The organism is Pseudomonas hydrolytica, assembly GCF_021495345.1.
GTDB classification, from domain to species: domain Bacteria; phylum Pseudomonadota; class Gammaproteobacteria; order Pseudomonadales; family Pseudomonadaceae; genus Aquipseudomonas; species Aquipseudomonas hydrolytica.
In genome coordinates this window covers 693,698-719,571 of the sequence record NZ_CP099397.1, presented here as the reverse complement: position 1 = coordinate 719,571, position 25,874 = coordinate 693,698, and the positions used below count along the sequence as shown (strand labels likewise).

General features: G+C 66.1%; 21 protein-coding genes and 1 riboswitch. Of the genes, 11 read left to right on the top strand and 10 right to left on the bottom strand.

The annotated features are described in order from the left end of the window. Positions 1-47: 47 nt before the first annotated feature. Positions 48-1,121 (top strand): tRNA epoxyqueuosine(34) reductase QueG, encoded by a 1,074-nt coding sequence (gene queG / locus L1F06_RS03295; protein ID WP_011920834.1) that lies wholly within the window; start codon positions 48-50, stop codon positions 1,119-1,121. A gap of 105 nt (positions 1,122-1,226) precedes the next feature. Here queG and orn read toward each other — a convergent pair whose 3' ends face one another. Together orn and L1F06_RS03285 are read right to left on the bottom strand one after the other, a co-directional pair. Further along, positions 1,227-1,769 carry an oligoribonuclease gene (gene orn, locus L1F06_RS03290; RefSeq protein ID WP_003246522.1) on the bottom strand — a complete coding sequence of 181 codons (543 nt, stop codon included), beginning with the start codon at positions 1,767-1,769 and terminating at the stop codon, positions 1,227-1,229. 56 nt (positions 1,770-1,825) lie between these two features. Then, positions 1,826-2,569 carry a class I SAM-dependent methyltransferase gene (locus tag L1F06_RS03285; RefSeq protein WP_177491055.1) on the bottom strand — a complete coding sequence of 248 codons (744 nt, stop codon included), beginning with the start codon at positions 2,567-2,569 and terminating at the stop codon, positions 1,826-1,828. Between the two features lie 136 nt (positions 2,570-2,705). On the opposite strand from L1F06_RS03285, the gene rsgA reads away from it, so the two are divergent. Further along, complete coding sequence (rsgA, locus tag L1F06_RS03280; protein ID WP_129481835.1) at positions 2,706-3,737, top strand: small ribosomal subunit biogenesis GTPase RsgA; 1,032 nt, start codon at positions 2,706-2,708, stop codon at positions 3,735-3,737. Here rsgA and motB read toward each other — a convergent pair. Together motB and motA are read right to left on the bottom strand one after the other, a co-directional pair. Further along, positions 3,731-4,720, bottom strand: coding sequence for a flagellar motor protein MotB (gene motB / locus L1F06_RS03275; RefSeq protein WP_129481836.1), 990 nt, complete (start codon positions 4,718-4,720; stop codon positions 3,731-3,733). The genes rsgA and motB overlap by 7 nt on opposite strands. A gap of 16 nt (positions 4,721-4,736) precedes the next feature. After that, entirely contained in the window at positions 4,737-5,588 is an 852-nt protein-coding gene (gene motA, locus L1F06_RS03270; protein WP_003246530.1) for a flagellar motor stator protein MotA, read from the bottom strand. A gap of 117 nt (positions 5,589-5,705) precedes the next feature. Between motA and L1F06_RS03265 the strand changes: the two genes are divergently transcribed. From L1F06_RS03265 to L1F06_RS03245, 5 genes are all read left to right on the top strand, one after another. After that, positions 5,706-7,229 (top strand): HDOD domain-containing protein, encoded by a 1,524-nt coding sequence (locus L1F06_RS03265; protein ID WP_129481837.1) that lies wholly within the window; start codon positions 5,706-5,708, stop codon positions 7,227-7,229. 66 nt (positions 7,230-7,295) lie between these two features. Then, positions 7,296-8,111 (top strand): rhodanese-like domain-containing protein, encoded by an 816-nt coding sequence (locus L1F06_RS03260; RefSeq protein ID WP_129481838.1) that lies wholly within the window; start codon positions 7,296-7,298, stop codon positions 8,109-8,111. A gap of 56 nt (positions 8,112-8,167) precedes the next feature. After that, on the top strand, positions 8,168-9,028 hold the full coding sequence (asd, locus tag L1F06_RS03255) for an archaetidylserine decarboxylase (RefSeq protein ID WP_129481839.1): 861 nt from the start codon (positions 8,168-8,170) through the stop codon (positions 9,026-9,028). A gap of 166 nt (positions 9,029-9,194) precedes the next feature. Continuing rightward, positions 9,195-10,997, top strand: a complete 1,803-nt coding sequence (locus L1F06_RS03250; RefSeq protein ID WP_129481840.1) for a cyclic-di-GMP receptor FimW-related protein — start codon at positions 9,195-9,197, stop codon at positions 10,995-10,997. A 64-nt stretch (positions 10,998-11,061) separates the two neighbouring features. After that, on the top strand, positions 11,062-13,131 hold the full coding sequence (locus L1F06_RS03245; protein ID WP_011920827.1) for an EAL domain-containing response regulator: 2,070 nt from the start codon (positions 11,062-11,064) through the stop codon (positions 13,129-13,131). Between the two features lie 52 nt (positions 13,132-13,183). Here the strand turns inward: L1F06_RS03245 and serB are convergent, their stop codons facing one another. After that, complete coding sequence (gene serB / locus L1F06_RS03240; protein ID WP_003246540.1) at positions 13,184-14,398, bottom strand: phosphoserine phosphatase SerB; 1,215 nt, start codon at positions 14,396-14,398, stop codon at positions 13,184-13,186. A gap of 175 nt (positions 14,399-14,573) precedes the next feature. Here serB and L1F06_RS03235 point away from each other — a divergent pair, with 175 nt between their 5' ends. After that, entirely contained in the window at positions 14,574-16,106 is a 1,533-nt protein-coding gene (locus L1F06_RS03235) for an AhpA/YtjB family protein (RefSeq protein ID WP_011920825.1), read from the top strand. Positions 16,107-16,204: 98 nt separating this feature from the next. On the opposite strand, the gene L1F06_RS03230 is transcribed toward L1F06_RS03235, so the two are convergent. From L1F06_RS03230 to L1F06_RS03215, 4 genes are all read right to left on the bottom strand, one after another. Further along, positions 16,205-17,128 (bottom strand): metal ABC transporter ATPase, encoded by a 924-nt coding sequence (locus L1F06_RS03230; RefSeq protein WP_129481841.1) that lies wholly within the window; start codon positions 17,126-17,128, stop codon positions 16,205-16,207. A 141-nt stretch (positions 17,129-17,269) separates the two neighbouring features. Beyond that, positions 17,270-18,082 carry an aldo/keto reductase gene (locus L1F06_RS03225; RefSeq protein WP_129481842.1) on the bottom strand — a complete coding sequence of 271 codons (813 nt, stop codon included), beginning with the start codon at positions 18,080-18,082 and terminating at the stop codon, positions 17,270-17,272. Further along, the gene (locus L1F06_RS03220; protein ID WP_129481843.1) at positions 18,079-19,254 is read right to left on the bottom strand and encodes an FAD-dependent oxidoreductase; all 1,176 of its coding nucleotides are present in this window, start codon (positions 19,252-19,254) and stop codon (positions 18,079-18,081) included. The genes L1F06_RS03225 and L1F06_RS03220 overlap by 4 nt, the downstream gene beginning before the upstream one ends. A gap of 64 nt (positions 19,255-19,318) precedes the next feature. Continuing rightward, entirely contained in the window at positions 19,319-19,651 is a 333-nt protein-coding gene (locus tag L1F06_RS03215) for a DMT family transporter (RefSeq protein WP_003246553.1), read from the bottom strand. Between the two features lie 88 nt (positions 19,652-19,739). Between L1F06_RS03215 and L1F06_RS03210 the strand changes: the two genes are divergently transcribed. Together L1F06_RS03210 and waaA are read left to right on the top strand one after the other, a co-directional pair. After that, positions 19,740-20,627 carry a LysR family transcriptional regulator gene (locus tag L1F06_RS03210; RefSeq protein ID WP_096827488.1) on the top strand — a complete coding sequence of 296 codons (888 nt, stop codon included), beginning with the start codon at positions 19,740-19,742 and terminating at the stop codon, positions 20,625-20,627. A gap of 43 nt (positions 20,628-20,670) precedes the next feature. Continuing rightward, positions 20,671-21,936: a lipid IV(A) 3-deoxy-D-manno-octulosonic acid transferase gene (waaA, locus tag L1F06_RS03205; RefSeq protein ID WP_129481844.1), complete on the top strand. Its 1,266-nt coding sequence runs from the start codon at positions 20,671-20,673 to the stop codon at positions 21,934-21,936. 133 nt (positions 21,937-22,069) lie between these two features. On the opposite strand, the gene L1F06_RS03200 is transcribed toward waaA, so the two are convergent. After that, complete coding sequence (locus L1F06_RS03200) at positions 22,070-23,512, bottom strand: TolC family outer membrane protein (protein WP_003246557.1); 1,443 nt, start codon at positions 23,510-23,512, stop codon at positions 22,070-22,072. Between the two features lie 220 nt (positions 23,513-23,732). Then, a riboswitch (TPP riboswitch) is annotated at positions 23,733-23,839 on the top strand. A 94-nt stretch (positions 23,840-23,933) separates the two neighbouring features. On the opposite strand from L1F06_RS03200, the gene thiC reads away from it, so the two are divergent. Further along, on the top strand, positions 23,934-25,817 hold the full coding sequence (thiC, locus tag L1F06_RS03195; RefSeq protein ID WP_129481845.1) for a phosphomethylpyrimidine synthase ThiC: 1,884 nt from the start codon (positions 23,934-23,936) through the stop codon (positions 25,815-25,817). Positions 25,818-25,874: the final 57 nt, after the last annotated feature.

Sequence of the window (25,874 nt, the reverse complement as noted above, 5' to 3'; positions counted from 1 at the left end):
AGATGTCTGGCAGAATTATACGCACCTCCATCGCTCGCGCCCGCCTCATGTCCGACCACCGCCTCGACCTCAATGCCCTCGCCCAGTCGATCAAGGACTGGGGCCGTGAGCTGGGCTTCCAGCAGGTCGGCATCGCCGACGTGACGCTGGGTGAGCATGAAGCGCACCTGCAGCGCTGGCTGGCTGCCGGCTATCAGGGCGAGATGGACTACATGGCCGCCCACGGCAGCAAACGTTCGCACCCTGACGAGCTGGTGCCCGGCACCCTGCGCGTGGTGTCGCTGCGCATGGATTACCTGCCCGGCGACACGCAGATGGCCAAACGTCTGGCCGAGCCGGAGAAGGCCTATGTGTCGCGCTATGCGCTGGGCCGCGACTATCACAAGCTGATCCGCAAGCGCCTGCAGCAGTTGGCCGAACGCGTGCAGCAGCAGATCGGTCCGTTCGGCTACCGTGCCTTCGTCGACAGTGCCCCGGTGCTGGAAAAGGCCATTGCTGAAAAGGCCGGCCTGGGCTGGATCGGCAAGAACACCCTGGTGCTCAACCGCAAGGCCGGCAGCTATTTCTTTCTCGGCGAGCTGTTCGTCGACCTGCCGCTGCCGGTGGATGCCGCGCACGGCAGCGAACACTGCGGGCGCTGCACCGCCTGCATGGACATCTGCCCCACCGCCGCCTTCGTCGCCCCCTATGTACTGGATGCGCGGCGCTGCATCTCCTACCTGACCATCGAGCTGAAGGGATCGATACCCGAAGAACTGCGCGCGCCCATCGGCAACCGGGTATTCGGCTGCGACGACTGCCAGATCGTCTGCCCGTGGAACCGCTTCGCCCGGCCCACCGAGCAGGGCGACTTCCAGCCACGCCATGGCCTGGACAATACCGAGCTGGCGGCGCTGTTCTTGTGGACGGAAGAGGAATTTCTCAGCCGCACCGAAGGCTCGCCGCTACGCCGCGCCGGTTACGAGCGCTGGCTGCGCAACCTGGCGGTGGGTCTGGGCAATGCACCTTCGACCATTGCGGTGCTGGAGGCATTGAAGGCGCGGCGCGAGCATCCGTCCGAGCTGGTGCGCGAGCATGTCGAGTGGGCGCTTGGGCGACACCAGCAGTGCGGAAGCACCTAGGGTGCGCCGCGCGCACCGTGAGCCACCACTGGCCGGCCACGCGGTGCGCACGGCGCACCCTACGGAACGATGGTTCTACGCGGTCTGGTGGATAGCAGGCAGGGCCTACACCTTCAGGAAATGCTGACGATAGTGCTTGAGCTCGGCAATCGACTCACGGATATCGTCCAGCGCCTGATGGGTCGCGGTCTTCTGGAAGCTGTCCTTGACCTGCGGCGCCCACATGCCGGCGAGAATCTTCAGCGTCGAGACGTCCAGGTAGCGGTAGTGGAAGTAGGCCTCCAGCGCCGGCATGTACTTGTAGAGGAAGCGGCGATCCTGACCGATGCTGTTGCCACAGATCGGCGACTTGCCCTTCGGTACCCACTGCTCGAGAAAGGCGATGGTCTGCGCCTCGGCCGTCGCCGTGTCGATGCGACTCTCACGCACGCGCTGGGTCAGCCCGCTCTGACCATGGGTGCGGGTGTTCCACTCGTCCATGCCGGCCAGGGTCTCGTCGCTCTGGTGGATGGCGATCACCGGCCCCTCGGCAAGCACGTTCAGCTCGCTGTCGGTGACGATGGTGGCCATTTCGATGATCACGTCCCGCTCCGGCTCCAGGCCGGTCATCTCCAGGTCGATCCAGATCAGGTTGTTGGGGTTCTGCATGATGGGGGCTCCTTGGCTCAGACGCCCAGTTTAACAGGCTGCCGAGAAACTACCTGCTAGCCGATATCCCTGCCCTTCATCTGCCACAGCAGCAAGCGGGTCTGCCGCCCCTCGTTCAGCTCCAGCACCTGGTCGGCCGGCACGCCGGGAATTTCGAAGCTGTTGCTGATCAACCAGCATCCGGCACGCATCTCGGTCCTGGCCTTGGCCCACAGCCGCGGCATGGGCACCGGCGAAAGAAAACAGTAAACGCCGTCGAACTCCGCCAGATCAGTGCGCCACAGGCACTGGTAGCGGATGCTGCAGTTGTCCTGCAGCAGGCAGCGCAGCCAGGCGAGGGCGAACAGCAGGGGTGCGGTTTCCACCCCGACGAAGCGCCCGCGGGGAAACTGCCGCGCCAGGTACAACAGCGTCCCGGCCGTACCACACCCCAGATCGACGAAGCTCGGCGGCTGCTCGCGCTCGGCCAACCATTGTTGCAGTTGCTGCCGGGCTCGGCGCCCGCTGAGGTAGAGCGGCACCTGCTCGCGCAGGCTGTTCCAGTTGACCAGCAGCAACAGCACGAACCCCAGGAGGAACAGCCAGGCCGGCAGTTCGGCACGCTGCACCAGCAGCAAGGCGGGAAGGAACGCCAGGTTGATCCACAGCCACCAGCGCGACAGCCCCAGGCGCCAGCCGATGGCCGCCGCCGCCACGCCTTGCACCAGGCTCACCGCCATCAACGGCAGCGGCCGGCCCAACAACGCCAGCAGGTACACCAACCCCACCACCAGGATGATCGCCAGCCCTTGCGCCAGCATCGCCCGCACCAGCGGCAGACGCGTCACCGCTCCCCCTTGCCCCATCGCTACCCGGCTCCCCGTGACGGCGACCGAATCGCCGCCAGGCGCTCATGCTAAACTCGCCGCGATCGACTCTCCACCACCCGGAAGCTCCATGGCCAAACGCCAACTCAATCGCCGCCAGAACTGGCGTATCGAAAAAATCCAGGGCGAACGCGCTGCCCGCGCCGCCAAGCGCGAATCACGCGCTGTGGAAGCACTGGAAGGCGGCGACCTCGGCCCGGAACAGACCGGACTGGTGATCGCGCATTTCGGCGTGCAGGTGGAAATCGAGGGGCTGCAGGGTGAACTGGCCGGGCGGGTATTCCGCTGCCACCTGCGCGCCAACCTGCCGGCGCTGGTCACCGGCGACCAGGTGGTCTGGCGCCCCGGCAACCAGGGCGATGGCGTGATCGTCGCACAGCTGCCGAGAAGCAGCGAGCTGTGTCGTCCGGACATGCGCGGCCAGCTCAAGCCGGTGGCAGCCAACGTCGATCAGATCGTCATCGTCTTCGCGCCCCTGCCCGAACCGCACGCCAACCTGATCGACCGTTACCTGGTGGCCGCTGAACATGCCGGCATCCGTCCGCTGCTGCTGCTGAACAAGGCCGACCTGATCGACGAGCAGAATCAGGTGGCGCTGGAGGCCCTGCTCAAGGTCTATCGCCAGCTGGGCTATCCCCTGCTGGAAGTTTCGGCGCATCAGGGCGATGGCATGGAGCAGCTGAAGAAGCGCCTGGACGGCCACGTCAGCGTCTTCGTCGGCCAGTCCGGGGTCGGCAAATCGTCACTGGTCAACGGCCTGCTGCCGGGCGTCGACACCCGCGTCGGCGCGCTGTCGGAGCTGACCGGCAAGGGCACCCATACCACCACCACGGCGCGGCTATTCCACTTTCCCGGCGGCGGCCAACTGATCGATTCCCCCGGCATCCGCGAATTCGGCCTGGGCCACGTCAGCCGCGACGATGTGGAGGCTGGTTTCATCGAGTTCCACGACCTGCTCGGGCGCTGCCGTTTCCGCGACTGCAAGCACGACCGCGAGCCCGGTTGCGCGCTGCTACAGGCCCTGGAGGACGGGCGCATTCAGGCGCAGCGCATGGCCAGCTACCGCCACATCCTTGCCAGCCTGCCCGAAGACGATTACTGATTGCCCAGCTGATCGAACTGCAGGGCGCCTTCCTCGAAGATGTTCAGCCGCTCGCGCACCTGGCCGGCCGGCAGCGGTTCGTTCGCCGCGCCGCCCGGTGCGGCGCCGTCGGCCGGAGCGGGCGGCTCTTCGCCACCTTGCTCACCCTCGATGGCACGCTGCGCCTTCTTGGTCAGCACCACGATATCGATGCGCCGATTGACCGGGTTGAAGGGATCGTTGCGATCGAACAGCGCCGAGGAGGCGTAGCCCACCACCCGCGCCACCTGCTCATCGGCATAACCGCCGGCGATCAGCGCACGCCGCGCCGCATTGGCACGGTTGGCTGACAATTCCCAGTTGCCGAAATCGCCACGCCCGACGAAGGGCTTGGCATCGGTATGGCCACTGATGCTGATCTTGTTCGGCACCGCGCGAATGGTGTCGGCCATGGCCAGCAGGATGTCTTCGAAGTAGGGCTGCAGGTTGGCGCTGCCGAGGGCGAACATCGGACGGTTCTCGGCATCCACGATCTGGATGCGCAGGCCGTCCTGGGTGATCTCGAACAGGATCTGATCCTTGAAACGCTGCAGCTCGGGGTTTTCCTCGACCTTGTTCTGCAGCTCCTGCAGCACCAGCTCCAGACGCTCGCGCTCGAGCTTGTCGGCCAGGCTTTCGACCTGGTCGGCGTCGATGTCCACGTCCTGGCTATCGGTCAGGTCCTGGATTTCCGGGTTGAGGGTGCGGTCGGGCGCCGGCGTGGGCGAGCCGCCCAGATCGATGGCGTGCGGGCTGGCGCTCTCGGTAAAGCCGATGGGGTCCTGGAAGTAACCGGAAATGGCCTTCTTCTGCTCCGGCGTGGCCGACGACATCAGCCACATGACCAGAAAGAACGCCATCATGGCGGTGGCGAAGTCGGCGAAGGCGATCTTCCAGGCGCCACCATGATGCCCGCCAGCGTTCTTCTTGACCCGCTTGACGATGATGGGTTGGTTGTTTTCCATGGCTCAGCGTCTCGGCTCAGTTGCCACGCATGGCCTGCTCGAGCTCGCTGAAGCTCGGCCGGTGCGCAGGGAACAGCACCTTGCGCCCGAACTCCACGGCCAGGCTCGGCGGCATGCCGGACGCCGAGGCCACCAGCGTCGCCTTGATCGCCTCGTAAAGGTTCAGCTCTTCCTTGGCGTCATGCTCCAGCGCATTCGACAGCGGGCCGAAGAAGCCATAGGAAGCAAGGATGCCGAGGAAGGTACCGACCAGCGCCGTGGCGACCTTTTCGCCGATCTGCGCGTTGTCCGCCTCGGCGAGGATCGACATGGTGATCACGATACCCAGCACGGCCGCGACGATACCCATGGCCGGCAGGCCGTCGGCGATCTTGGCCACCGCATGGGCCGGATGCTCCACCTCCTCCTTGAGGCTGGCCAGCTCCATGTCGAACAGGCCTTCCAGCTCGTGGGGGGCCATGTTGCCGGAGGACATGATGCGCAGGTAATCGCAGATGAACGCCGTCATCCGCGCATCCTTGAGCACGCCGGGGTACTTGCTGAAGATCGGGCTGGCGTTGGGGTCCTCGACGTCCGCCTCGATGGCCATCATGCCCTCGCGGCGGCTCTTGTTGAGGATCTCGTAGAGCAGCTTGAGCACTTCCAGATAGTAGGTATGGGTGAAGCGGGTGCCGAACATGCTCAGCGACTTCTTGAACACCGTCATGAACATGCTGCCCGGGTTGGCCTGGAGGAAGCCCCCCAGGGCCGCCCCGCCGATGATCAAAACCTCGAAGGGATGGACCAGTGCCATCAGTTGACCACCGGAGAGAACGAAGCCGCCGAACACGCACGCAAACACGACGACGATGCCTATGATTTTGACCATAAAGAAGTACTTATGAACTCAAGAAAGAAGGTTATTAAAAACAGCCCTTCTAATTATCGGAACTTATACGCCAGACTATAGCCAGTTAAGGTCAAAAGCCAGATCGGCTCAACCCACATGTCGACGCCAAAGCCCTTGCCACGCACCCTCGACGCCTGGTTGCAACAGCTGGGCAAGCTGCCCCTGCCAATCGAGCAGGAGCAGCATGCGCGCTTGCGTCGCACCCTGAGCGACAGCCGCCGCACCTGGCGCGAGATAGCCGAAGCCATCGAGCTCAGCCCTTCCTTCGCCCTGCAGGTGTTGCGCGAAGCCAACCAGTCGGGCAGCAGCCTCAGCGCCCCCGCCGACAGCCTGGAAACCGCGTTGTCACGTCTCGGCCTGAGTCGCTGCGAAGCGCTGCTCAATCAGGCACCCGCCCTGCCGGAAAACGACATTCCCCTGGCGTTGCGACAGATCCTGCTGATCAGCCAGCACGCCAGCCAGCAGGCCCGCGGCCTGTTCGGCGCCCGGCTGGCGCGCCTGTGGAACGAGCTGCACGGCTGCAGCCTGCTGTTTCTGGCGCCGCTCTGGCCCTTGCTGTGCGCCCATCCCCAGCTGTTCGAGGCCTGGGAGCAGCGCATTCTGCTCAAGGGCGAGCGTCCCGCACGGGTCGAGCAGGAACTGCTCGGCGTTCCGCTGATTCATCTGTGCATCAAGCTGGCGGAGCGCTGGCGCCTGCCGGAATGGATCGTTCAAGGCTACCGCCTGCTGGAACGCGACCGACGCCTGCTGGTCAAGGCGCTGCATATCGCCCGCGACAACGAACACCCGCTGCATCAGCAACAATTGCTCGACGCCGATATCCCGCTGCGCCGCTGGCTGACCCAGCCGAGCAACTGCGTGCTGCTGGCCAACGGCCTGGCGGTATCGGCCCACCACGCCTGGGACACGCCGCACAGCCTGCGCTGGCAACGCCTGACCGGCCTCTATCTGCAGTTGCCGCTGAGCGAACTGCAACAGGAGGTGCACCAGCATGCAGTGAGCAGTGCGCGCCTGATCCACGACGCCGCACTCTGGCACCCGGCCGAGGCTCTGCTCTGGCCCTGGGACGCGCACCGCCTGAAGCCCGCGCCGACTCCAGCGGCCATCCCCAAGCGCGACCATCTCGCCGCCTGGCGCGAGCACTGCGCGCGCCTGCTTGCCGACCCCAGCAGCTTCGCCAACGTGCCGCAACTGACCGCCTGCGCCCGCGATGCGCTGCAGGCCTGCGGCCTCAAGCGCGTACTGCTGCTGCTCGCCGACCGCCAGCACAGTCGCCTGCAGGCCCAGCAGCAGGCCGGCCTCGGCCCCGACGCAGCAACCCTGACCCTGGACCCGGCGCATAGCCAGGTCCTGCGCCGCCTGCTCAGCGAGCCCGGCCAGCTGCGCCTGAGCCCGGCCAATGTCGCGCAGTTCTCGGCGTTGCTGCCGGGCAATCTCAAGGCCCTGTTCCCCAGCGAACACCTGCTGCTGCGCTCGCTGGCCAACAACGGCCGAGTGGTGATGCTGCTGGTCGCCGACCAGGGCGGGCAGCCGCTCAACGAGCTCAGCCTGCAGGCCTTCGCCAAGACCGTGCAGTGCATCGAGCGCGCCCTGGCCAGCTTCTCCAGACGCGCGCGCTGACGCGGGCGGGTAACGCGACGCGCGCTTTCCGCTACAATCGACCTCTTTTCATACGAGGAGGCCGCCATGTCCGCCTTCGACAATCTGCCCCTGGTCATCGAGCCCGCCGAACTGGCCGAGCGCCTGGACGCCGCCGACCTGATCCTGCTCGATCTCAGCGGCGCCGCACGCTATGCCGCCGGGCACATTCCCGGCGCCCGCTGGGTCGATGCCAAGCGCACGCAGCTGGGCCAGCCACCGGCGCCCGGCCTGCTGCCGCAACGAGACCAGCTCGAAGCGCTGTTCTCCGACATAGGCCATCGACCGGACGCCACCTACGTGGTCTACGACGACGAGGGCGGTCCCTGGGCCGGACGATTCATCTGGCTGCTCGACGTGATCGGCCACACCCGCTACCACTTCCTCAACGGCGGCTTGCATGCCTGGATCGGCGAAGGACGCGAGCTGAGCCAGGAAACGCCCCCTGTGCAGCGCAGCCAGCCGTCGCTGACCCTGCATGAGCAGCCCACCGCGACGCGGGACTATCTCCAGTCGCGCCTGGGCGCCAGCGATCTGGCCATCTGGGACGTACGCGGCGCCGACGAGTACCGCGGCGAGAAGCTGAGCTCGGCGCGCGGCGGACACATCCCCGGCGCCGTCAACTTCGAATGGACCGCCGGCATGGACCCGCAGCGCCACCTGCGCATCCGCACGGACATCGCCGACGTCCTGCAGGATCTGGGCATCACCCCGGACAAGGAAGTGATCACCCACTGCCAGACCCATCGCCGCTCCGGCTTCACCTACGTGGTGGCCAAGGCGCTGGGCTATCCCAGAGTGAAGGCCTACGCCGGCTCTTGGGCCGAGTGGGGCAACCTGCCCGACACCCCCATCGAACGCTGAGCCGCATCGCCCATTCGCTGCATGCCGGCAACGACCTTACCCCTCAAGGACACATGATGAAACAACGTCTGTTCATTCTCAGCCAGTACCTGCTTCCCCATCACCTGCTGTCGCGCCTGATCGGCTGCGTCGCCGAGTGCCGTATCGGCTGGCTGAAGAATCGTCTGATCGCCTGGTTCGCCAAGCAGTATCGGGTCGACATGAGCGAAGCCCAGGTCGAGGACCTGAGCGCTTACGAACACTTCAACGCCTTCTTCACCCGCGCGCTGAAAGAGGGTACGCGTCCTCTGGACGAGACCCCCGGCGCCATTCTCTGCCCGGCCGACGGCGCGATCAGCCAACTCGGCGTCATCGAACACGGTCGCCTGTTCCAGGCCAAGGGCCACAGCTTCAGCGCCACCGAGCTGCTCGGCGGCGATGCCGAACGCGCCGCGCCCTTCATGGGCGGCCAGTTCGCCACCGTGTACCTGTCGCCCAAGGACTATCACCGCGTGCATATGCCGCTGGCCGGCACGCTGAAGGAAATGGTCTACGTGCCGGGGCGCCTGTTCTCGGTCAACCAGACCACGGCAGAGAACGTACCGGAACTGTTCGCCCGCAACGAGCGGGTGGTCTGCCTGTTCGACACCGATCGCGGCCCGATGGCCGTGGTGCTGGTCGGCGCGATGATCGTCGCCAGCGTGGAGACCGTGTGGGCCGGCCTGGTCACTCCGCCCAAGCGCGAGCTGAAGAGCACACGCTATGACGCCGAGTCGCGCGGACCTATCGAGCTGGCCAAGGGCGCTGAGCTGGGTCGTTTCAAACTGGGCTCCACCGCCATCGTGCTGTTCGGTCCGCAGCAGGTGCAGTGGGCCGAGGAACTGACCGCCGGCAGCACGGTGCGCATGGGCCAGCTGCTGGGCAACGCGCAGCTCTGAACGATCAGGGAAACTGAACCCGAAGATCGACCATCTGGTCATAGAGCCGTACTCTGGCGAGGCAGCCCTACCCGAGGACGGGCTGCCAGCGCAGCTAGATGCTGCTAGAGTTCGAAAGACTATTACTAGAGCCGCTTGCTTTGCGTGGCCGGAGTATCCGAGTTTGATGGATAAACAGAGTCCCCACCTTCAGTTGTTGCGCGTTCCCACACCGAGCAAGCAAAGCCTCAGCTTCTGCGACGGCAGCCCCCGCGATCTCAAGCGCTGGATCGCCGGTCTGCCCAAGGCGAACATCGGTGAAACCGCGCGCCAGCTGTACCAGAGCCTGGTGGAACTCAACCAACTCCTCACCCCTTCGGAAAACCGCCTGCAACTGCTGGAGCTGCTGCGCCCGGAAGTGAACTTCGTCTGCCAGCACCTGGAGCGGCACTTCCTCAATCAGGCCATCGTGCTCGACGAACGCCCGCGCAAGGTCGCCAACCTGTGCCAGGCCCTGCAGAACCATCTGGCCGTCGGCTACAAGCTGATTATCTCCCGCGCCATGACCCGCAGTGGCAAGGATCGCGACCAGTTGCTCGCCATCGCCCTGCAGCGTGCCAGCCATAGCCTGTGCAGCCCGCTGATTCGCGCCAGCCAGCTGTACTGCCCGGTACCCGAAGGACTCTGGCTGGAGCTGCACCAGCTGTACCAGATCGCTCTCGAGCAGCGCCTGCAGCGCCAGGTCATCCGCGACCCGCTGGCGCGCCACACCCAGGGCCTGAGCACCGAGCAGACCTACGTGACGGCGCTGCTGCTCGGCTGCGCCCGCACCAACCAGATGCGCCAGAGCGGCATCGCCCGCCTGGCAGAAGCGCTGGAACCCTGGAGCGCACTGATCAAGCTGCAACCGGGCGACCAGCCCGGCAGCCTGTTCGTCCTCGCCCCCCAGGTCGACGGCCCGCCGCGCTATCGCTCGCTGTATCAGAGCGGCGAGCTGCACAACCTGCTGGGCATCGATACGCAGCCCCTGGTCGATGCACTCAAGGAGTACCTGGAACTGCCGGAAGACCAGCGCAGCAAATCGCGCCTGCTGATACCGGAGGGCATTAGTCTCGACTTGCTGCAGCACGTGGCCGCTGCCTGGGGCGATATCGCCGAGCGCACCTTCCAGCGCACCCCGGGGCAGGGCAATCTGACACTATGCATTGGCATGACGGCGCTGCACTTCTTCCTCTCGGGACGCCGCTCCTTCGCCGAGATGCTAAAGCGTCCGGTCGAGGTCGGCGCAGCGGTGTTCAAACCCGCTACCGGCGAGCCCGATGTCTGGTCCAATGCCTTCGACGCCCAACGCAACGCGGCCGACGAGATCCATTTCGAGGAAATCCAGTACACCAAGGTGACGCCCGGCGAGCAGGCGCAGCCCGAGAGCAATGGCGAGAGCTACCCCACCTATCCGCTGGCCATCGTCAATCACAGCCCCGGCGGCTACTGCCTGTCCTGGCCCAAGGAAGTGCCCAGCCAGCTGCAGGCCGGTGAACTGCTGGGCGTACAGGACAACCCAAACCAGGCCTGGAGCGTGGCGATCGTGCGCTGGATCCGCCAGGTCCGCGGTGGCGGCACGCAGATGGGCATCGAACTGATCGCACCGCATGCACAGCCCTGCGGCCTGCAGCTGCTGCGCAAGGCCGAACAGAGCAGCCAGTACCTGCGTGCCCTGCTGCTGCCGGAGATCAGCGCCATCTCGCGCCCCGCCAGCCTCATCACTCCCCGCCTGCCCTTCCAGGAAGGCAGCAAGGTGCTGATCAACGACCAGGGCGAGGAACACCGCGCGGTGCTGATGCGCAAGCAGGTCAGCAGCGGCAGTTTCAGCCAGTTCGAGTATCGTCGGGTGGGCGATGACGAGGGCGCTGCCGGGAAGCCGGTCACAGCCTCGCAAAGCGAGAAGCCTGCCGGGGAGGAAGATTTTGACTCACTCTGGAAGTCGCTGTAGGCTGCGGCCAACTCACCATTTGTCGCCTTTTCGCGCCCGTTCGGCGCGGTATTGACCCCCACCTATGGCCATCGAAAAGAAAACCATCCGCCTGCTGATTCTCGAGGATTCGCAGAACGAAGCCGAGCGCCTGGTCAGTCTGTTCCGCAACGCCGGGCATGCCACGCGCGTGCATCGCCTGACCTCCAGCGAAGACCTGGCCGAAACCCTGCAACAGACCTGGGATCTGCTGATCTGCGCGCCCAGCAGCGAACAGCTCGACCCCAGCGAAGCCATCAGCGCCATTCGCCGCCAGGCCAAGGACATTCCGGTGGTGCAGCTGGTGGACGGCAACGACTCGGAGAGCATCACCGAAGCGCTGCTGTTCGGCGCCCAGGATGCCCTGCCCCAGGGTGAAGACGAACGCCTGGTGCTGGTGGCCAAACGCGAGCTGGCCAACCTCGAGGAACGCCGCGCCCGCCGCGCCGCCGAAGTCGCGCTGCGCGAGGCGGAAAAACGCTGCCAGCTGCTGCTGGAAAGTTCGGTCGACGCCATCACCTACGTCCACGACGGCATGCATATCTACGCCAACCGCGCCTATCTCGAGCTGTTCGGCTACGAGGATGGCGAAGAACTGGAAGGCATGCCGATGATCGACCTGATCGCCAGTGCCGATCAGGGTGCCTTCAAGGACTTCCTGAAGAACTACCAGAGCGCCGAAGGCAATGCCGAACTGAACTGCCAGGGCGTACGCGCCGACGGCAGCAGCTTCCCGGCGCAGATGAGCTTCTCCCCGGCCACCTATGATGGCGAACCTTGCATCCAGGTGGTGATCCGCGCGGAAACTTCCAACGCTGAGCTGGAAGAGAAACTGCGCGAGATCAGCAGCCAGGACCTGGTCACCGGCCTGTTCAACCGCAGCCACTTCCTCGAGCTGATGGATGGCGCCGCCGAGCGCGCCGTCAGCACCGGTCAGCCTTCGACCCTCGCCTATATCCGCGTCGACCGCTACGCCAGCCTGCAAGGCGAGATCGGCCTGGCCGGCATCGACCTGCTGCTGACCGACCTGGCCGGCCTGCTGCGCGCGCATTTCCCGGCCGACACCCAGCTGGCCCGCTTCGGTGACGACGTGTTCTCCGCACTGCTGCCTGGGCAGACGCCCGAACAGTGTCAGGCCAGCCTGGCGGCACTGCTGAAGAAAGTCGAAGGCCATCTGTTCGATGTCAGCGGGCGTACCGCGCAGACCACCCTGTCGGTCGGCGTCGCCGGCCTCAGCGAGAAGACTGCCAAGGCCCAGGAAGTCGTCGAACGCGCCCACCGTTGCGCCGACGAACTCACCAATGGCAATGCCATCAAGCTGTTCAACCCGGCCGACGAGCTGGCCGCCGCCGCCAGCCGCGGCAACCTGCTGGCGATGGTGCAGCAGGCGCTGGAGAACAACAGCTTCCGCCTGCTGTTCCAGCCGATCATCAGTCTGCGCGGCGACGCCAACGAGCATTACGAGGTGCTGCTGCGCCTGCTCAGCCCGCAGGGCGAAGAGGTGCCGCCGATGGAATTCCTCGCCGCCGCCAAGGAAGCCGGCCTGGGCGAGAAGATCGACCGCTGGGTGATCCTCAATTCGATCAAGCTGCTCGCCGACCATCGCACCAAGGGCCACAACACCCGACTGTTCGTGCACCTGTCCAGCGCCAGCCTGCAGGACCAGACCCTGCTGCCGTGGCTCAGTGTCGCGCTCAAGGCCGCCCGCCTGCCCTCCGACGCGCTGGTGTTCCAGTTCAGCGAACCGGACGCCATCGCCTACCTCAAGCAGGCGAAGGCCCTGACCCAGGGTCTGGCCGAACTGCACTGCAAGGTGGCGCTGAGCCAGTTCGGCTGCGCGCTGAACCCGTTCAATACGCTGAAGCACCTGCACGTGGATTTCGTCAAGATCGACGGGTCCTTCTCCCAGGACCTGGGCAACGCCGACAATCAGGAAGCGCTGAAGACATTGCTCAGCAGTCTGCATGCGCAGGCCAAGCTGACCATCGTGCCCTTCGTCGAAAGCGCCAGCGTGCTGGCCACACTGTGGCAGGCCGGGGTCAACTTCATCCAGGGCTACTACCTGCAGGGCCCGAGCCAGTCGATGGACTACGACTTCTCCGCCGGCGACGAATGATGCCGCGCAAACGAAAAAGCCGCCCGAGGGCGGCTTTTTCGTTTGTTTGGTCTTACTCCTGGCCTTCGCGATCGCGGAAACCCAGCAGGTAGAGAATGCCATCCAGGCCCAGGGTGGAGATCGCCTGCTTGGCGGACTGCTTGACCAGCGGCTTGGCGCGGAAGGCCACACCCAGGCCGGCCAGCCCGAGCATCGGCAGATCGTTGGCGCCGTCACCCACGGCGATGGTCTGTTCCAGCTGCAAGCCTTCCTTCTGCGCCAACTCGCGCAACAGATCGGCCTTGCGCTGGGCATCGACGATGGGCTCGACGGCCACGCCGGTGACCTTGCCGTTCTCGATCTGCAGCTCGTTGGCGAACACGTAGTCGATGCCCAGCTTGGCCTGCAGCTGCTTGGCGAAATAGGTAAAGCCACCGGAGAGAATCGCGGTCTTGTAACCCAGGCGCTTGAGCTCGGCGAACAGCACCTCGGCGCCCTCGGTCAGACGCAGGGACGCGCCGATCTCCTCGAGCACGTCCTCCGACAAGCCCTGCAGCAGGCCCAGACGCTCCTTGAAGCTGGCGCGGAAGTCCAGTTCCCCGCGCATGGCGCGCTCGGTGATTTCCGCCACCTGCTCACCCACGCCGGCAGCCTTGGCCAGCTCGTCGATCACCTCGGCCTCGATCAGCGTCGAATCCATGTCGAATACGGCCAGGCGGCGGTTGCGGCGGAACACCGAGTCGCGCTGGAAGGCGATATCGACGTTGAGCTCCTGGGCCACGCTGAGGAACTCGGCGCGCAACGCCGCCGGGTCGGCCGGCTCGCCGCGGACGGAGAATTCGATGCAGCCCTTGCCCTGTTCGGCCGGCATGTCCAGCGGCATGCGCCCGGAAAGACGGTCGATATGATCGATGTTGAGGCCGTACTTGGCGGTGATGGCGCTGACCCGCTGCAACTGCTCGGCGCTGACCTTGCGCGTCAGCAGGGTGACGATATGGCGGGCCTTGCCCTGGCCGCTCACCCACTGGCGATAGTCGTCCTCGGAAACCGGGGTGAAGCGCACCTGCTGATCGAGCTCGTAGGCGGTGAACAGCAGATCCTTGAGCACGGCCTGGGAGCGGCCGTTGTCGGGAATTTCGATGAGGATGCCGAACGACAGGGTGTCGTGGATCACCGCCTGGCCGATGTCGAGGATATTCACCCCACCCTGGGCCAGTACGCCGGTGATGGCCGCGGTGAGTCCGGGGCGATCTTCGCCGGTGATATTGATCAGGACGATTTCGCGCAAGACGCGCCCTCCGCAGCAGACGAGTTGAGGCCGGGCAACGGCGAATGGGCCACCGACCGACGAAAAGGCGCACATTCTACCCAGTTTCCCCCTTCTCCGGGCAGTCGCGCGCTTTGCCCGCTCCAGGCCGCTCGCTATACTGCGCGGCATCTTCAGTCGACAAGAGCCGTGCTCTGTGAACCGGCCCGCGCCCGTCAAACCCGACAACTTCTTCATCATGATCTTCCACGCGCTGCGTCAGCGGCGGGTGCCCCTGGTGCTGCGCATCGCCAGCCACAGCCTGCTGCTGGTGGCCCTGGCCATGCTCATCTATGCCTGGGTCATGGGCATGCAGTTCAAGCAGGCCATGCAGCAGCAGGCCGACGCACTGGGGCAGGCGCTGATCACCCAGACGGCGGCCTCGGCCACCGAGCTGCTGGTGTCCAACGACATCCTCAGCCTCAACGTGCTGCTGAACAACCTGGCGAAGAATCCGCTGGTGGCGCACGCGGCGATCTACAGTGTGGACAACCGCATTCTCGCCGAAGCCGGCGCGCGCCCGACGCGCAGCGTGCTGGGCGAGACCGAGGGCCTGTACTCCACGCCCATCACCTTCCAGGAGGTGATCGCCGGGCAACTGCGCATCAGCCTGGACATGGGCCAGTTCCAGCAGCCGATGACCATCAGCCTGCAGAGCATGGGCATTCTCAGCCTTATCCTGCTGGCGCTGACCCTGTCGCTGAGCATGCGCCTGGGCCGGCATATCTCCACGCCGCTGCTGCAGATGCGGCTGTGGCTGCGCGACCCGGACGACCCTGCTCCCGGCGCCGGACGCAACGACGAAATCGGCGATCTGGCGCGCCAGCTGCAGGCGCGACTGGTGCCGGAAAAGCCGGAAGCCGAGCCGGAACTGGACGATGAGCCGGTCTTCGAAGAGGACGAAAGCTACCTGGACGAGCCGGACGACGGCGCCTTCGTCGAGCTCGACGAGGAGGCCGAGGTCAGCGAGCGGGCGTTCGATGAATACGACCTCGACGCTGCCGACGACGAACCGCTCAAGCCCTGGCCCGAGGCCATCGAGCCGGACGATCCCTTTGCCGAGCTGAACGACGAGCCGGCGGCGCCTGCCCCAGCGGCCAAGGCTCCGCGCCAGGTGCAGGCCAGTGCCGTGCTGGCCATCCAGCTCGGCGCTCAGGAGCAGCTGCGCCGCCTGCCGCGCACGCGCCTGCTGGACCTGCTGGAGCGCTACCGCGGCTGCCTGGAGCAGGCGGCTGCGCTGTACCAGGGCCAACTGCACACGCTCAAGGACGGCAGCAGCCTGATGCTGTTCCATGAGAGCGAGTGCGGCGAGGACTATCTGACCCACGCCATCTGCTGTGGCGAGCTGATGCGTGCGCTCGGCCATGCCCTGCAGATCGAGGTTGCCGACAGCGGCATTACCCTGCAGCTGCAATTGGGTCTGACCCTGGGCAGCGATCTGGAGGAGCTGGGTCAGGCCGAGCTGCTGCTGAGCGACAGCGCGCTGGATGCCCTGGCCCTGTCGCAACACAGCCGCAACCTGCTGCTGGTGGAACAGCGCGTCGCCCAGGATGCCCTGGCCAGACAGCGCGCACGCATCCGCCCGATCGCCAGCCCGGAAGGCGCCAGTTGCGTCGAGCGCCTGCTCGACCCCTACCCGGCGCTGCTGGAGCGGCAACTGACGCGCATGCACGAAAGCCGGGCGCACTGACGGACGGCTCAGGTATGGTGCGCACGGCGCACCCTACGACGCGACGCTACGGCCCGTAGGGTGCGCCATGCGCACCAGCGCTCCCCAAGAGATATGCCCTACGACGCACCGACCAGCGCCCGCCGCGGCTGCGGCTGCGGCTGCGGCTGCACACCGCAGCGGCGCAGCCAGTCCTTCCAGCGCACACGCTCGTCACGCACCAGCCAGCCGTCCTGCTCGGCAAAACTCTCCGACAGCCACAAGCCGCGCGTATTGGCCGGCAGCAGCTCGCCCTTGCGCAGGGTGAACAGCCCGCCATTGGGTACCCCACGCTGCAGGGCCAGCAGGTAGATATCCGGGCGGCGGCGCTCCAGTCGCGCCACCAGTTGCCCGTCCTCGAGGCACTCGTCGACGTGAAACAGGCTCAGCTGACGGGCATCGCGCGGCAGCTCCAGGCTCAGGTCATAGACCAGCTGCAGCGAGGCGGTGGGCAGGTGCACGTAGGCCCGCGGGCGTTCCAGCAGGGTGAGATTGCCGCATTGCACCGGACGCGCCGCGCCGGACAGCGGGCTCAGGCGAAAATGACTGGCCTCGCGGTAGCGCAGCGCGCCCTGATAGGGCGTCGGCAGCCAGGTATCGGCGAAGCGCCCGGACAACCAGCCGTCAGCACTCTCCAGCAGGCACTCCTCGGCCACCTCCTGAATGGCGGTGAGCAATGGCAGGTTGAGTTCATGTGCTGGCACGTAACCGGAGATCAGCTTGAGCACGGTGTCGCCCCGATCAGGACGGCGCTGACGCACCAGCAGCCAGTAGTCACGCCCCTGCAGGCGCAAGGTCAGGCGCACCGAGACGCCAAGGTTGGCCAGCTCCACGGCAAAGCGCGAGCTGTCCGCCACCTCTACCGGGCGGCGCCGCTCGAGCATCTGGCGGAAGTTCAGCGGCTGCCCCAGGCTCTGGTATCGCAGCCCGTCCGGTCCGGCCTCGACGAACAACGGCAGGGTCTTGAAGTTACTCGGGTCCTTGCGGATCAGCGTACGCGGCATCTCGACTCCTTCATCCGGCTGGTCATGCCCCCGGCCAGGCAGCCGGGATCCATGCGTGGGTCAGGGTGAAGCGAAAACGGCTCAAGGCTGCCCCAAGCACAGCGCCCAGCACAACCCGAGCCTGTAAGAGGACGTGACGACTCAGCAGATGTCCTGCAGCACCGCCGCGGCGGTGGCCACGTTGGCCGCCAGATGGGCCGGGTTGATGGTACCGACGATGGCACTGCTGACCCCCGGGTGATCGAAGATCAGCTCGAAGCTGGCACGCACCGGATCGACACCCTCGGCCAGGCAGGCGTGCCCGCTGGCCAGGGCCTTCTTGATCAGAATGCCCTTGGCGTGACTGGCAGCGTAGTCCAGCACCGGCTTTTCGCCCTGCTCGCTCAGGTTATAGGTGACCATGGCGCAGTCGCCCAGTTCCAGCGCCAGCAGCCCGCCCTCGACCGTCTTGCCGGAGAGGCCATAGGCGAGGATCTTGCCCTCGCGCTTGAGCGAGGCCAGCGTCTCGTACACCCCCGTATCGCGCAGCACGCTGAGGTCGTTGCCATCGGAATGCACCAGCAGCAGGTCGATGCGGTCCGTCTGCAGACGCTTGAGGCTGCGCTCCACCGACAGCCGCGTGTGTGCCGGGGAGAAATCGAAGTGCGACTGGCCGCCCTCGAATTCCTCGCCCGTCTTGCTGACGATCACCCACTCATCGCGCTGACCACGCAGCAGCGGGCCGAGACGCTGCTCGCTGATACCGTAGGCCGGAGCGGTGTCGATCAGGTTGATGCCCAGCTCGCGGGCCTGGCGCAGCAGGGCCGAGGCCCGGGCATCGTCTGGGATGGTGAAGCCGTTGGGGTATTTGACGCCCTGATCACGACCGAGCTTGACCGTACCGAGGCCAAGCGGCGAGACCATCAGGCCGGTGGAACCCAGCGGGCGGTGCAGGTCGTGCAATGTGCTTTTCATGGCAGCAGTGCCTCCCAGATCGGCTGACCCAGCGCCGGGCGCGGCAGCTCCGGCAGCGGCGCATGAGTGGCCGGCTGCACCCCGTCGCGCTGCAGGCTCGCCAGCACGCGATCGGCGAAGTCCGGCGCCAGCGCCAGCTTGGTCGGCCAGCCCACCAGCAGGCGCTGCTGCTCGGCGAGAAAGGCGTTGTCCGGCCGTACCAGGCCGGACTGCGCGGGCTCGGCACGGTCCACGCGCAACGTGGCCCAGCGCGTCTGGCTCTGATCGACCCAGGGCAGCAACGCCGCCATTTCCTTCTGCGCCGCCTGAATCTGCGCCGACTCGTCACGGGCCACGCCATCGGCCTCGGCCAGATCGCCGCCGAGGTACCAGACCCACTGGCCATCGGCCGCCGGATGGGTGGTGACGGTCACCCGCGGCTTCGGCCCGCCGCCGAGACAATGGGCGTAAAGCGGTTTCAGCGCCGGCCCCTTGGCCAGCACCATGTGCAGCGGACGCAACTGCTGCGCCGGCTGCTCGACACCCAGCGCAGCGAGCAGTGCGGCGTTGCCGGCGCCGGCACTCAGCACCACTCGCTGCGCACGGATCTCGCGGCCATCGACGATCAGGCCACACAGCTCGCCGTCTTCGCGCAGCGGCTCGATCTGCCGCGCGGCGAGCAAGCCATCGCCAGCCAGCTCGGCCAGACGGGCGATCAGGCTGGGCACGTCGAGCACCAGCTCGGCCAGGCGATAGACCTTGCCCTTGAATTTCGGATGCTGCAAAGCCGGTGGCAGCTGCTCGCCCTTGACCTGATCGACGCGCCCGCGCACGGCCTTGCTGGCGAAGAAGCTGGTGAGGTTGCCGGCCAGGGTGCCTGGCGACCACAGGTAATGGGCATCGGACAGAATGCGCACGCCGGCGAGGTTCAGCTCGCCCGTGCCGGCCAGCGCCTCGCGCCAGCGGCGCGGCATGTCGGCGATGGCCTCGGAGGCGCCGGTGAGCGCACCGTGCAGCGCATACTTGGCACCGCCATGAATGATGCCCTGCGACTTCAGGCTCTGCCCGCCGCCCAGGCTGCCGCACTCCACCAGCACGGTGGCGAAGCCCTGCTGGCGCAGACGCGCATTGAGCCAGAGGCCGGCGATACCGCCGCCGACGATCAGGACATCGGTGCTGAGAGACTGGGACATGAACGGGCCTCGGCGAAAAAACAGGCGCGCAGTATAACCCGTCAGCCTCCTCGGCCGCGGCCGATCAGTGCCCGGTCGATTGCGAGAACAGCTGAATCACCACCACCCCGCTGACGATCAACCCCATGCCGAGCACGGCCGGCAGGTCGAGCTTCTGCTGGTAGAGAAACAGCGCGGCGATGCTGACCAGCACGATGCCCAGGCCGGCCCAGATGGCGTAGGCGATGCCCACCGGAATGGTGCGCACCACCAGGGTCAGCATCCAGAAGGCGATCGCGTAACCGCCCACCACCAGCAGCAACGGCAACGGCTTGCTGAAGCCGTCGATGGCCTTCATCGAGGTGGTGGCGACCACTTCGGCGGCGATGGCAATGGCGAGGTAGAGGTATCCGGGCATGATGGCGACTCCTGAAACATGGCGCGATTCTAAGCAATTCGGCGATGGGATAAAGTCATTACCTATCTACTATGAAGATAGGCCAGCCATGAACTGGAACCTCGACCAGCTGCATCTGTTCGTGCGCACCGCCGAATGCCGTTCCTTTTCCGCGGTGGCGCGGGAAACCGGGCGCGCGCAGTCGGCGGTCAGCACCGCCATCGCCCTGCTCGAAACCGATCTCGGCGTCACCCTGTTCGAGCGCAGCAGCGGACGCCAGCCGCGCCTGACCGAAGCGGGAACGGCGCTGCTGGAGGAAGCACGCAGCGTGCTGCAGCAGTGCCAGCGCCTGGATGGCCGCGCGCTGGGCCTGGCCCGTGGCGAGGAGGCACGCCTGCGCCTGGCGCAGGATGAGGCCATGCCCTACCAGCCGGTGCTGGCCAGCCTGGAGGCGCTGGCCAATGCCTTTCCCCTGCTCGAGGTTCAGCTTTCCAGCGGCGCCCAGGGCGACGTGGCGCGCAAGCTGCTGCAGCACCAGGCGGATCTCGGCCTGCTGTTTCATCACGAGCAGATGCCGCGGGAACTGGAGAGCCAGCGCCTGGGCACCATCGAAATGGTCACGGTGTGCAGCCCGCAGCATCCGTTGGCGCGGCTCGATTCGGTGGAACGACGCGACCTGGCCGAGCATCGCCAACTGCTGATGACGCCGCAGGACAGCCACTATCCGGGCGGCGAGCAGATCAGCCCGCTGGTGTGGCGCGCCGACAGCTTCTACGTGATGGCCGAGCTGGTGATCCGCAGCGTCGGCTGGGCCTGGCTGCCGCGTCACGTGGCGCAGTACCCGACCTATCAGGGCCACCTGCAGGAACTGCGCAGCGACTGGGCACCGCTGCCGCTGGTGGTGGAACTGGTATGGCGCCGCGACGGCGCCCTCGGCCCTGCGGCCAGCTGGCTGGCCGACTGCCTGGCGCAGGAGCTGCTGCGCCCGCAGACCTGATCGCACTTCCAGGCTCAGGCTGGCGACGCTAAGCTGCGCGCCCATGAACAGATACCTCTATACCCTGCTGCTGCACCTGGCCCTGCCTCTGATCGCCCTGCGCCTGGCCTTGCGTGCGCGCAAGGCACCCGCCTATGCGCGGCGCGTTCGGGAGCGCTTCTCCTTCGGCCTGCCGGCGATGAAGCCGGGCGGCATCTGGGTGCATGCCGTATCGGTGGGCGAAAGCATCGCCGCCGCGCCAATGATCCGCGCGCTGCAGGCGCATTATCCGGACCTGCCGATCACCGTCACCTGCATGACGCCGACCGGCTCCGAACGCATCCAGGCGCTGTTCGGCGACAGCGTGCAGCACTGCTACCTGCCCTACGATCTGCCCTGGGCCGCGTCGCGTTTTCTCCAGCGCGTGCAACCACGCCTGGCGGTGGTGATGGAAACCGAACTGTGGCCCAACCATATCCACCAGTGCGCCAAACGCGGCATTCCCGTAGCCCTGGCCAATGCGCGGCTGTCGCAGCGTTCGGCACGCGGTTATGCGCGCTTGCGCAAACTCACCGCGCCGATGCTCGCCGAGCTGTCGCTGATCGCGGTGCAGACCCAGGCCGAGGCCGAGCGCTTTCTCGATCTGGGCGCACGCCCGAACTGCGTGGAGGTGACCGGCTCGATCAAGTTCGACCTGAAGATCGATGCCGAGCTGCCCCGCCGCGCCAGCGAACTGCGCCACCAGTGGCAGGCCGAGCGGCGCCCGCTGTGGATCGCCGCCAGCACCCACGCCGGCGAAGACGAGATCATCCTGGCCGCCCATCGGCAGCTCCTGCTCGCCAGGCCGGACGCCCTGCTGATCCTGGTGCCGCGCCACCCCGAGCGCTTCAACGCGGTGCATGAGCTGTGCCTGAACCTGGGCCTGACGACGCGCCGGCGCTCCAGCGGCGAAGCCGTGCAGGCCGGCGACCAGGTGCTGCTGGGCGACACCATGGGCGAGCTGCTGTTTCTCTATGCGCTGGCCGACGTGGCGTTCGTCGGCGGCAGCCTGGTGGCCAACGGCGGGCACAACCTGCTGGAGCCGGCAGCCCTGGGCAAGCCGGTGCTAAGCGGCCCGCATCTGTTCAACTTCCTCGAGATCGCCGCACAACTGCGCGAGGCCGGCGCGCTGGGCGAGGTGCAGGACGCCACCGACCTGGCCGACGAGGTCGAGGCGCTATGGCGCGAACCGGATCGCGCCGAGCGCATGCGCGAGGCCGGCCTGCAGGTGCTGCGGGCCAACCAGGGCGCGCTGGACAGGCTGCTGGAGGGCTTGCGCCGCCTCATGTAGGGTGGCGCGGGGCCGTCCAGGCCTTGCCACCGGCATCTGATCCCTGGTGCACACGGCGCACCCTGCGGGTGGCACGCCGCCTGTAAAGCAAAAGCCCGACACGAAGTCGGGCTTTTTTCGTTGCGCAAGCGGCTCAGAAATCCGGATTGCCCTGCAGGCGCGACTCGGCGGCCGAGGCCAGATCCGGCGGCAGGAAGTCCTCGTCCGGGTTGTAGTCCGGCTTGAGGAAGCTGCCCAGCGCTTCCAGGTCGGCCGGGCTGAGAGTGCCGGCGGCCTGCTTCAGGCGCAGGTTGTTGAGGATGTAGTCGTAGCGCGCATCGTTGTAGTTGCGCACGGCGCTGTACAGCTGACGCTGGGCATCGAGCACGTCGACGATGTTGCGGGTACCGACCTGATAACCGATCTCGGTGGCTTCCAGGGCACTCTGGTTGGAGATGATCGACTGACGACGGGCCTGCACGGTTTCCACGTCGGTGTTCACTGCGCGGAACAGGTTGCGGGTGTTCTGCACCACCTGGCGACGCAGGCTTTCGCGCAGCTGCTCGGTCTGCCCCAGACGCTGGTAGGCCTCACGCACCTGGGAGCTGGTCAGGCCGCCGCTGTACAGCGGGATGTTCAGCTGCAGGCCGATGGAGCGCTGGGAGACGTCGCCGCTGTAGCGCGGCGCACCAAAGGCGCCGGAATTGGTGAAGCCCAGGCTGTCGTTGTCACCCTTCTGATAGCTGGCCACGGCGTCCAGGGTCGGCGCATGGCCGGCCTTGCGCTGGCGCAGGTTCTCTTCGGCAGCCGTGACGGCATACAGGCTGGCCTGCAGGTTGAGGTTCTGCGCTGCAGCGGTATCGACCCAGGCCTTGGCATCGTTCGGTGTCGGCGCCAGCACCGGCAGGGTGTGGACGATCCCTTCGACGGCCAGGTAGTCGCGGTTGGTCAGGGTCACCAGCGCTTCGAAGGCGTCATCCACGGCACGCTCGGCGAGCAGGCGGTTGGCACGCGCGGTATCGAAACCGGCCTGCGCCTCGAGCACGTCGGTCTTGTCGGAAAGCCCGACGTCGAAACGTTCGTTGGCCTGATCGAGCTGACGCTTGAATGCCGCCTCCTCGGCCTTGGTCGAAGCCAGGGTGTCCTGGGCACGCAGCACGGCGAAGTAGGTCTCGGCGCTCTGCAGGATCAGGTTCTGTTCGGTGGCGGACAGTTCCAGAGCAGCCTGTTCGCTGGTGGCCTCGGCCGCCTGCAGCTGGAACCAGCGATCGGCGCGGAACAGTGGCTGGCTGAGGTTGGCCTGATAGACCAGGCCGCTGCGCGAGACGGTGGCGCTCGGCGAATCGACTTCGGTGCGCGTGTCCCCGTAGTTGGCGCCAGCGGAAAGGTTGGGCAGCAATCCGGCACGGGCCTGCGGTACCACTTCGCGGCGAGCCTGATAATCGGCGCGCGCGGCGGCGATATCGGCGTTGTTTCTCGCCGCTTCCTGATACACGGTGACCAGGTCGGTCTTGCTCGATAGCGGGGCCTCTTCGGCCTGGGCCAGGCCCACCGAAGCAGCGGCAATAGCAACAGCCAGGGAAAGTCTGCGCAACATGGAGGTCAATCCTTGAATAGGCGGTAATCGGCAAGGCTACGGGGCGCCGCAGGCGAGGGTCAAGAGCGCCGCAAGCGGCATAAGTCTAGCTGGCGGCAAGCTATGTTGCTCGTCCGCAACAATCCCTCAGCGGCGGCGACGGCAGTCGCTTTCCGACGCACGGGTCGACCTTTATTGACCGCCGGGTTGGTTTTCTCCCACCAGCTTGTTTAGACTGCCCGAGTTCTTGTCGGGGTGCCCCATATGCGGGGCTGAGATTGGCAGCTGCCGGATCCCGTTGAACCTGATCAGGTTAAGGCCTGCGTAGGGAACAAGATGTCCTCGCCAGCATATCGGCGAGTCCTCTCGGCACCGCCCATGGTGCGCCTTCGCCCTCTTCTCTCAGGTTCTACCTCCGACATTTAATCTGGAGAGAGCCTTGATGAGCGCACAACAACAAAAGAACCTGAGTGAATCGGCTCAGGTCGATCAGCAGTCGGTACAACCCTTTCCCCGTTCGCAGAAGGTCTATGTCCAAGGCTCGCGCCCGGACATCCGCGTGCCGATGCGCGAAATCAGCCTGGACGTGACGCCGACCGACTTCGGTGGCGAGATCAACGCCCCGGTCACCGTCTATGACACCTCCGGCCCCTACACCGACCCGAACGTCACCATCGACGTGCGCAAGGGCCTGGCCGACGTGCGCAGCGCCTGGATCGAGGATCGCGGCGACACCGAGAAGCTGCCGGGTCTGTCCTCCGAGTTCGGCCAGCGCCGTCTGAACGATGCCGAGCTGTCGGCCATGCGCTTCGCCCACGTGCGCAACCCGCGCAGGGCCCGCGCCGGGCACAACGTCAGCCAGATGCACTACGCCAAGAAAGGCATCATCACGCCGGAGATGGAGTTCGTCGCCATCCGCGAGAACATGAAGCTGGCCGAAGCCCGCGAAGCCGGCCTGCTCAACGAACAGCACGCCGGCCACAGCTTCGGCGCCTCGATCCCAAAGGAAATCACCCCCGAGTTCGTGCGCAGCGAAGTCGCCCGCGGCCGCGCCATCATCCCGGCCAATATCAACCACGTGGAACTGGAGCCGATGATCATCGGCCGCAACTTCCTGGTGAAGATCAACGGCAATATCGGCAACAGCGCCCTGGGCTCCTCCATCGAGGAAGAAGTGGCCAAGCTGACCTGGGGCATCCGCTGGGGTTCGGACACGGTGATGGACCTGTCCACCGGCAAGCACATCCACGAGACCCGCGAGTGGATCATCCGCAACTCGCCGGTACCGATCGGCACCGTGCCGATCTACCAGGCGCTGGAGAAGGTCGGCGGCATCGCCGAGGACCTGACCTGGGAGCTGTTCCGCGACACCCTGATCGAACAGGCCGAACAGGGCGTGGACTACTTCACCATCCACGCCGGCGTGCTGCTGCGCTACGTGCCGCTGACCGCCAAGCGCGTCACCGGCATCGTCAGCCGCGGCGGCTCGATCATGGCCAAGTGGTGCCTGGCGCATCACAAGGAAAACTTCCTCTACACCCATTTCGAAGACATCTGCGAAATCATGAAGGCCTACGACGTGTCCTTCTCCCTGGGTGACGGCCTGCGCCCCGGCTCCATCGCCGATGCCAACGACGCCGCGCAGTTCGGCGAGCTGGAGACCCTCGGCGAGCTGACCAAGATCGCCTGGAAACACGACGTGCAGTGCATGATCGAGGGCCCTGGCCACGTGCCGATGCAGCTGATCAAGGAGAACATGGACAAGCAGCTGGAATGCTGCGACGAGGCGCCGTTCTACACCCTCGGCCCACTGACCACCGACATCGCCCCCGGCTACGACCACATCACCAGCGGCATCGGCGCAGCGATGATCGGCTGGTTCGGCTGCGCCATGCTCTGCTACGTCACGCCCAAGGAGCACCTGGGCCTGCCGAACAAGGATGACGTGAAGACCGGCATCATCACCTACAAGATCGCCGCGCATGCTGCTGACCTCGCGAAAGGTCATCCGGGCGCACAGATTCGCGACAACGCCCTGTCCAAGGCGCGCTTCGAGTTCCGCTGGGAAGACCAGTTCAACCTGGGCCTGGACCCGGACACCGCGCGTGCCTTCCACGACGAGACGCTGCCCAAGGACTCGGCCAAGGTGGCGCACTTCTGCTCCATGTGCGGGCCGAAGTTCTGCTCGATGAAGATCACCCAGGAGGTGCGCGACTATGCTAAGGAACAGCGTATCGACGCCGTCGACCTGGACGCCGAACAGGGCATGCAGGCCAAGGCGGCGGAGTTCAAGGCACAGGGCAGTCAGCTGTACCAGAAGGTCTGAGCAGGCGTTTTCCGTCAGCCAGGCTTGATCGGCGGGCCGGATGCTCGCTAGTGTGAT

Coding starts and splice junctions, on each gene's coding strand:
- queG (WP_011920834.1), top strand. CDS start 48: ATGTCCGACCACCGCCTCGACCTCAATGCCCTCGCCCAGTCGATCAAG.
- orn (WP_003246522.1), bottom strand. CDS start 1,769: ATGCAGAACCCCAACAACCTGATCTGGATCGACCTGGAGATGACCGGC.
- L1F06_RS03285 (WP_177491055.1), bottom strand. CDS start 2,569: ATGCTGGCGCAAGGGCTGGCGATCATCCTGGTGGTGGGGTTGGTGTAC.
- rsgA (WP_129481835.1), top strand. CDS start 2,706: ATGGCCAAACGCCAACTCAATCGCCGCCAGAACTGGCGTATCGAAAAA.
- motB (WP_129481836.1), bottom strand. CDS start 4,720: ATGGAAAACAACCAACCCATCATCGTCAAGCGGGTCAAGAAGAACGCT.
- motA (WP_003246530.1), bottom strand. CDS start 5,588: ATGGTCAAAATCATAGGCATCGTCGTCGTGTTTGCGTGCGTGTTCGGC.
- L1F06_RS03265 (WP_129481837.1), top strand. CDS start 5,706: ATGTCGACGCCAAAGCCCTTGCCACGCACCCTCGACGCCTGGTTGCAA.
- L1F06_RS03260 (WP_129481838.1), top strand. CDS start 7,296: ATGTCCGCCTTCGACAATCTGCCCCTGGTCATCGAGCCCGCCGAACTG.
- asd (WP_129481839.1), top strand. CDS start 8,168: ATGAAACAACGTCTGTTCATTCTCAGCCAGTACCTGCTTCCCCATCAC.
- L1F06_RS03250 (WP_129481840.1), top strand. CDS start 9,195: ATGGATAAACAGAGTCCCCACCTTCAGTTGTTGCGCGTTCCCACACCG.
- L1F06_RS03245 (WP_011920827.1), top strand. CDS start 11,062: ATGGCCATCGAAAAGAAAACCATCCGCCTGCTGATTCTCGAGGATTCG.
- L1F06_RS03230 (WP_129481841.1), bottom strand. CDS start 17,128: ATGCCGCGTACGCTGATCCGCAAGGACCCGAGTAACTTCAAGACCCTG.
- L1F06_RS03225 (WP_129481842.1), bottom strand. CDS start 18,082: ATGAAAAGCACATTGCACGACCTGCACCGCCCGCTGGGTTCCACCGGC.
- L1F06_RS03220 (WP_129481843.1), bottom strand. CDS start 19,254: ATGTCCCAGTCTCTCAGCACCGATGTCCTGATCGTCGGCGGCGGTATC.
- L1F06_RS03215 (WP_003246553.1), bottom strand. CDS start 19,651: ATGCCCGGATACCTCTACCTCGCCATTGCCATCGCCGCCGAAGTGGTC.
- L1F06_RS03210 (WP_096827488.1), top strand. CDS start 19,740: ATGAACTGGAACCTCGACCAGCTGCATCTGTTCGTGCGCACCGCCGAA.
- waaA (WP_129481844.1), top strand. CDS start 20,671: ATGAACAGATACCTCTATACCCTGCTGCTGCACCTGGCCCTGCCTCTG.
- L1F06_RS03200 (WP_003246557.1), bottom strand. CDS start 23,512: ATGTTGCGCAGACTTTCCCTGGCTGTTGCTATTGCCGCTGCTTCGGTG.
- thiC (WP_129481845.1), top strand. CDS start 23,934: ATGAGCGCACAACAACAAAAGAACCTGAGTGAATCGGCTCAGGTCGAT.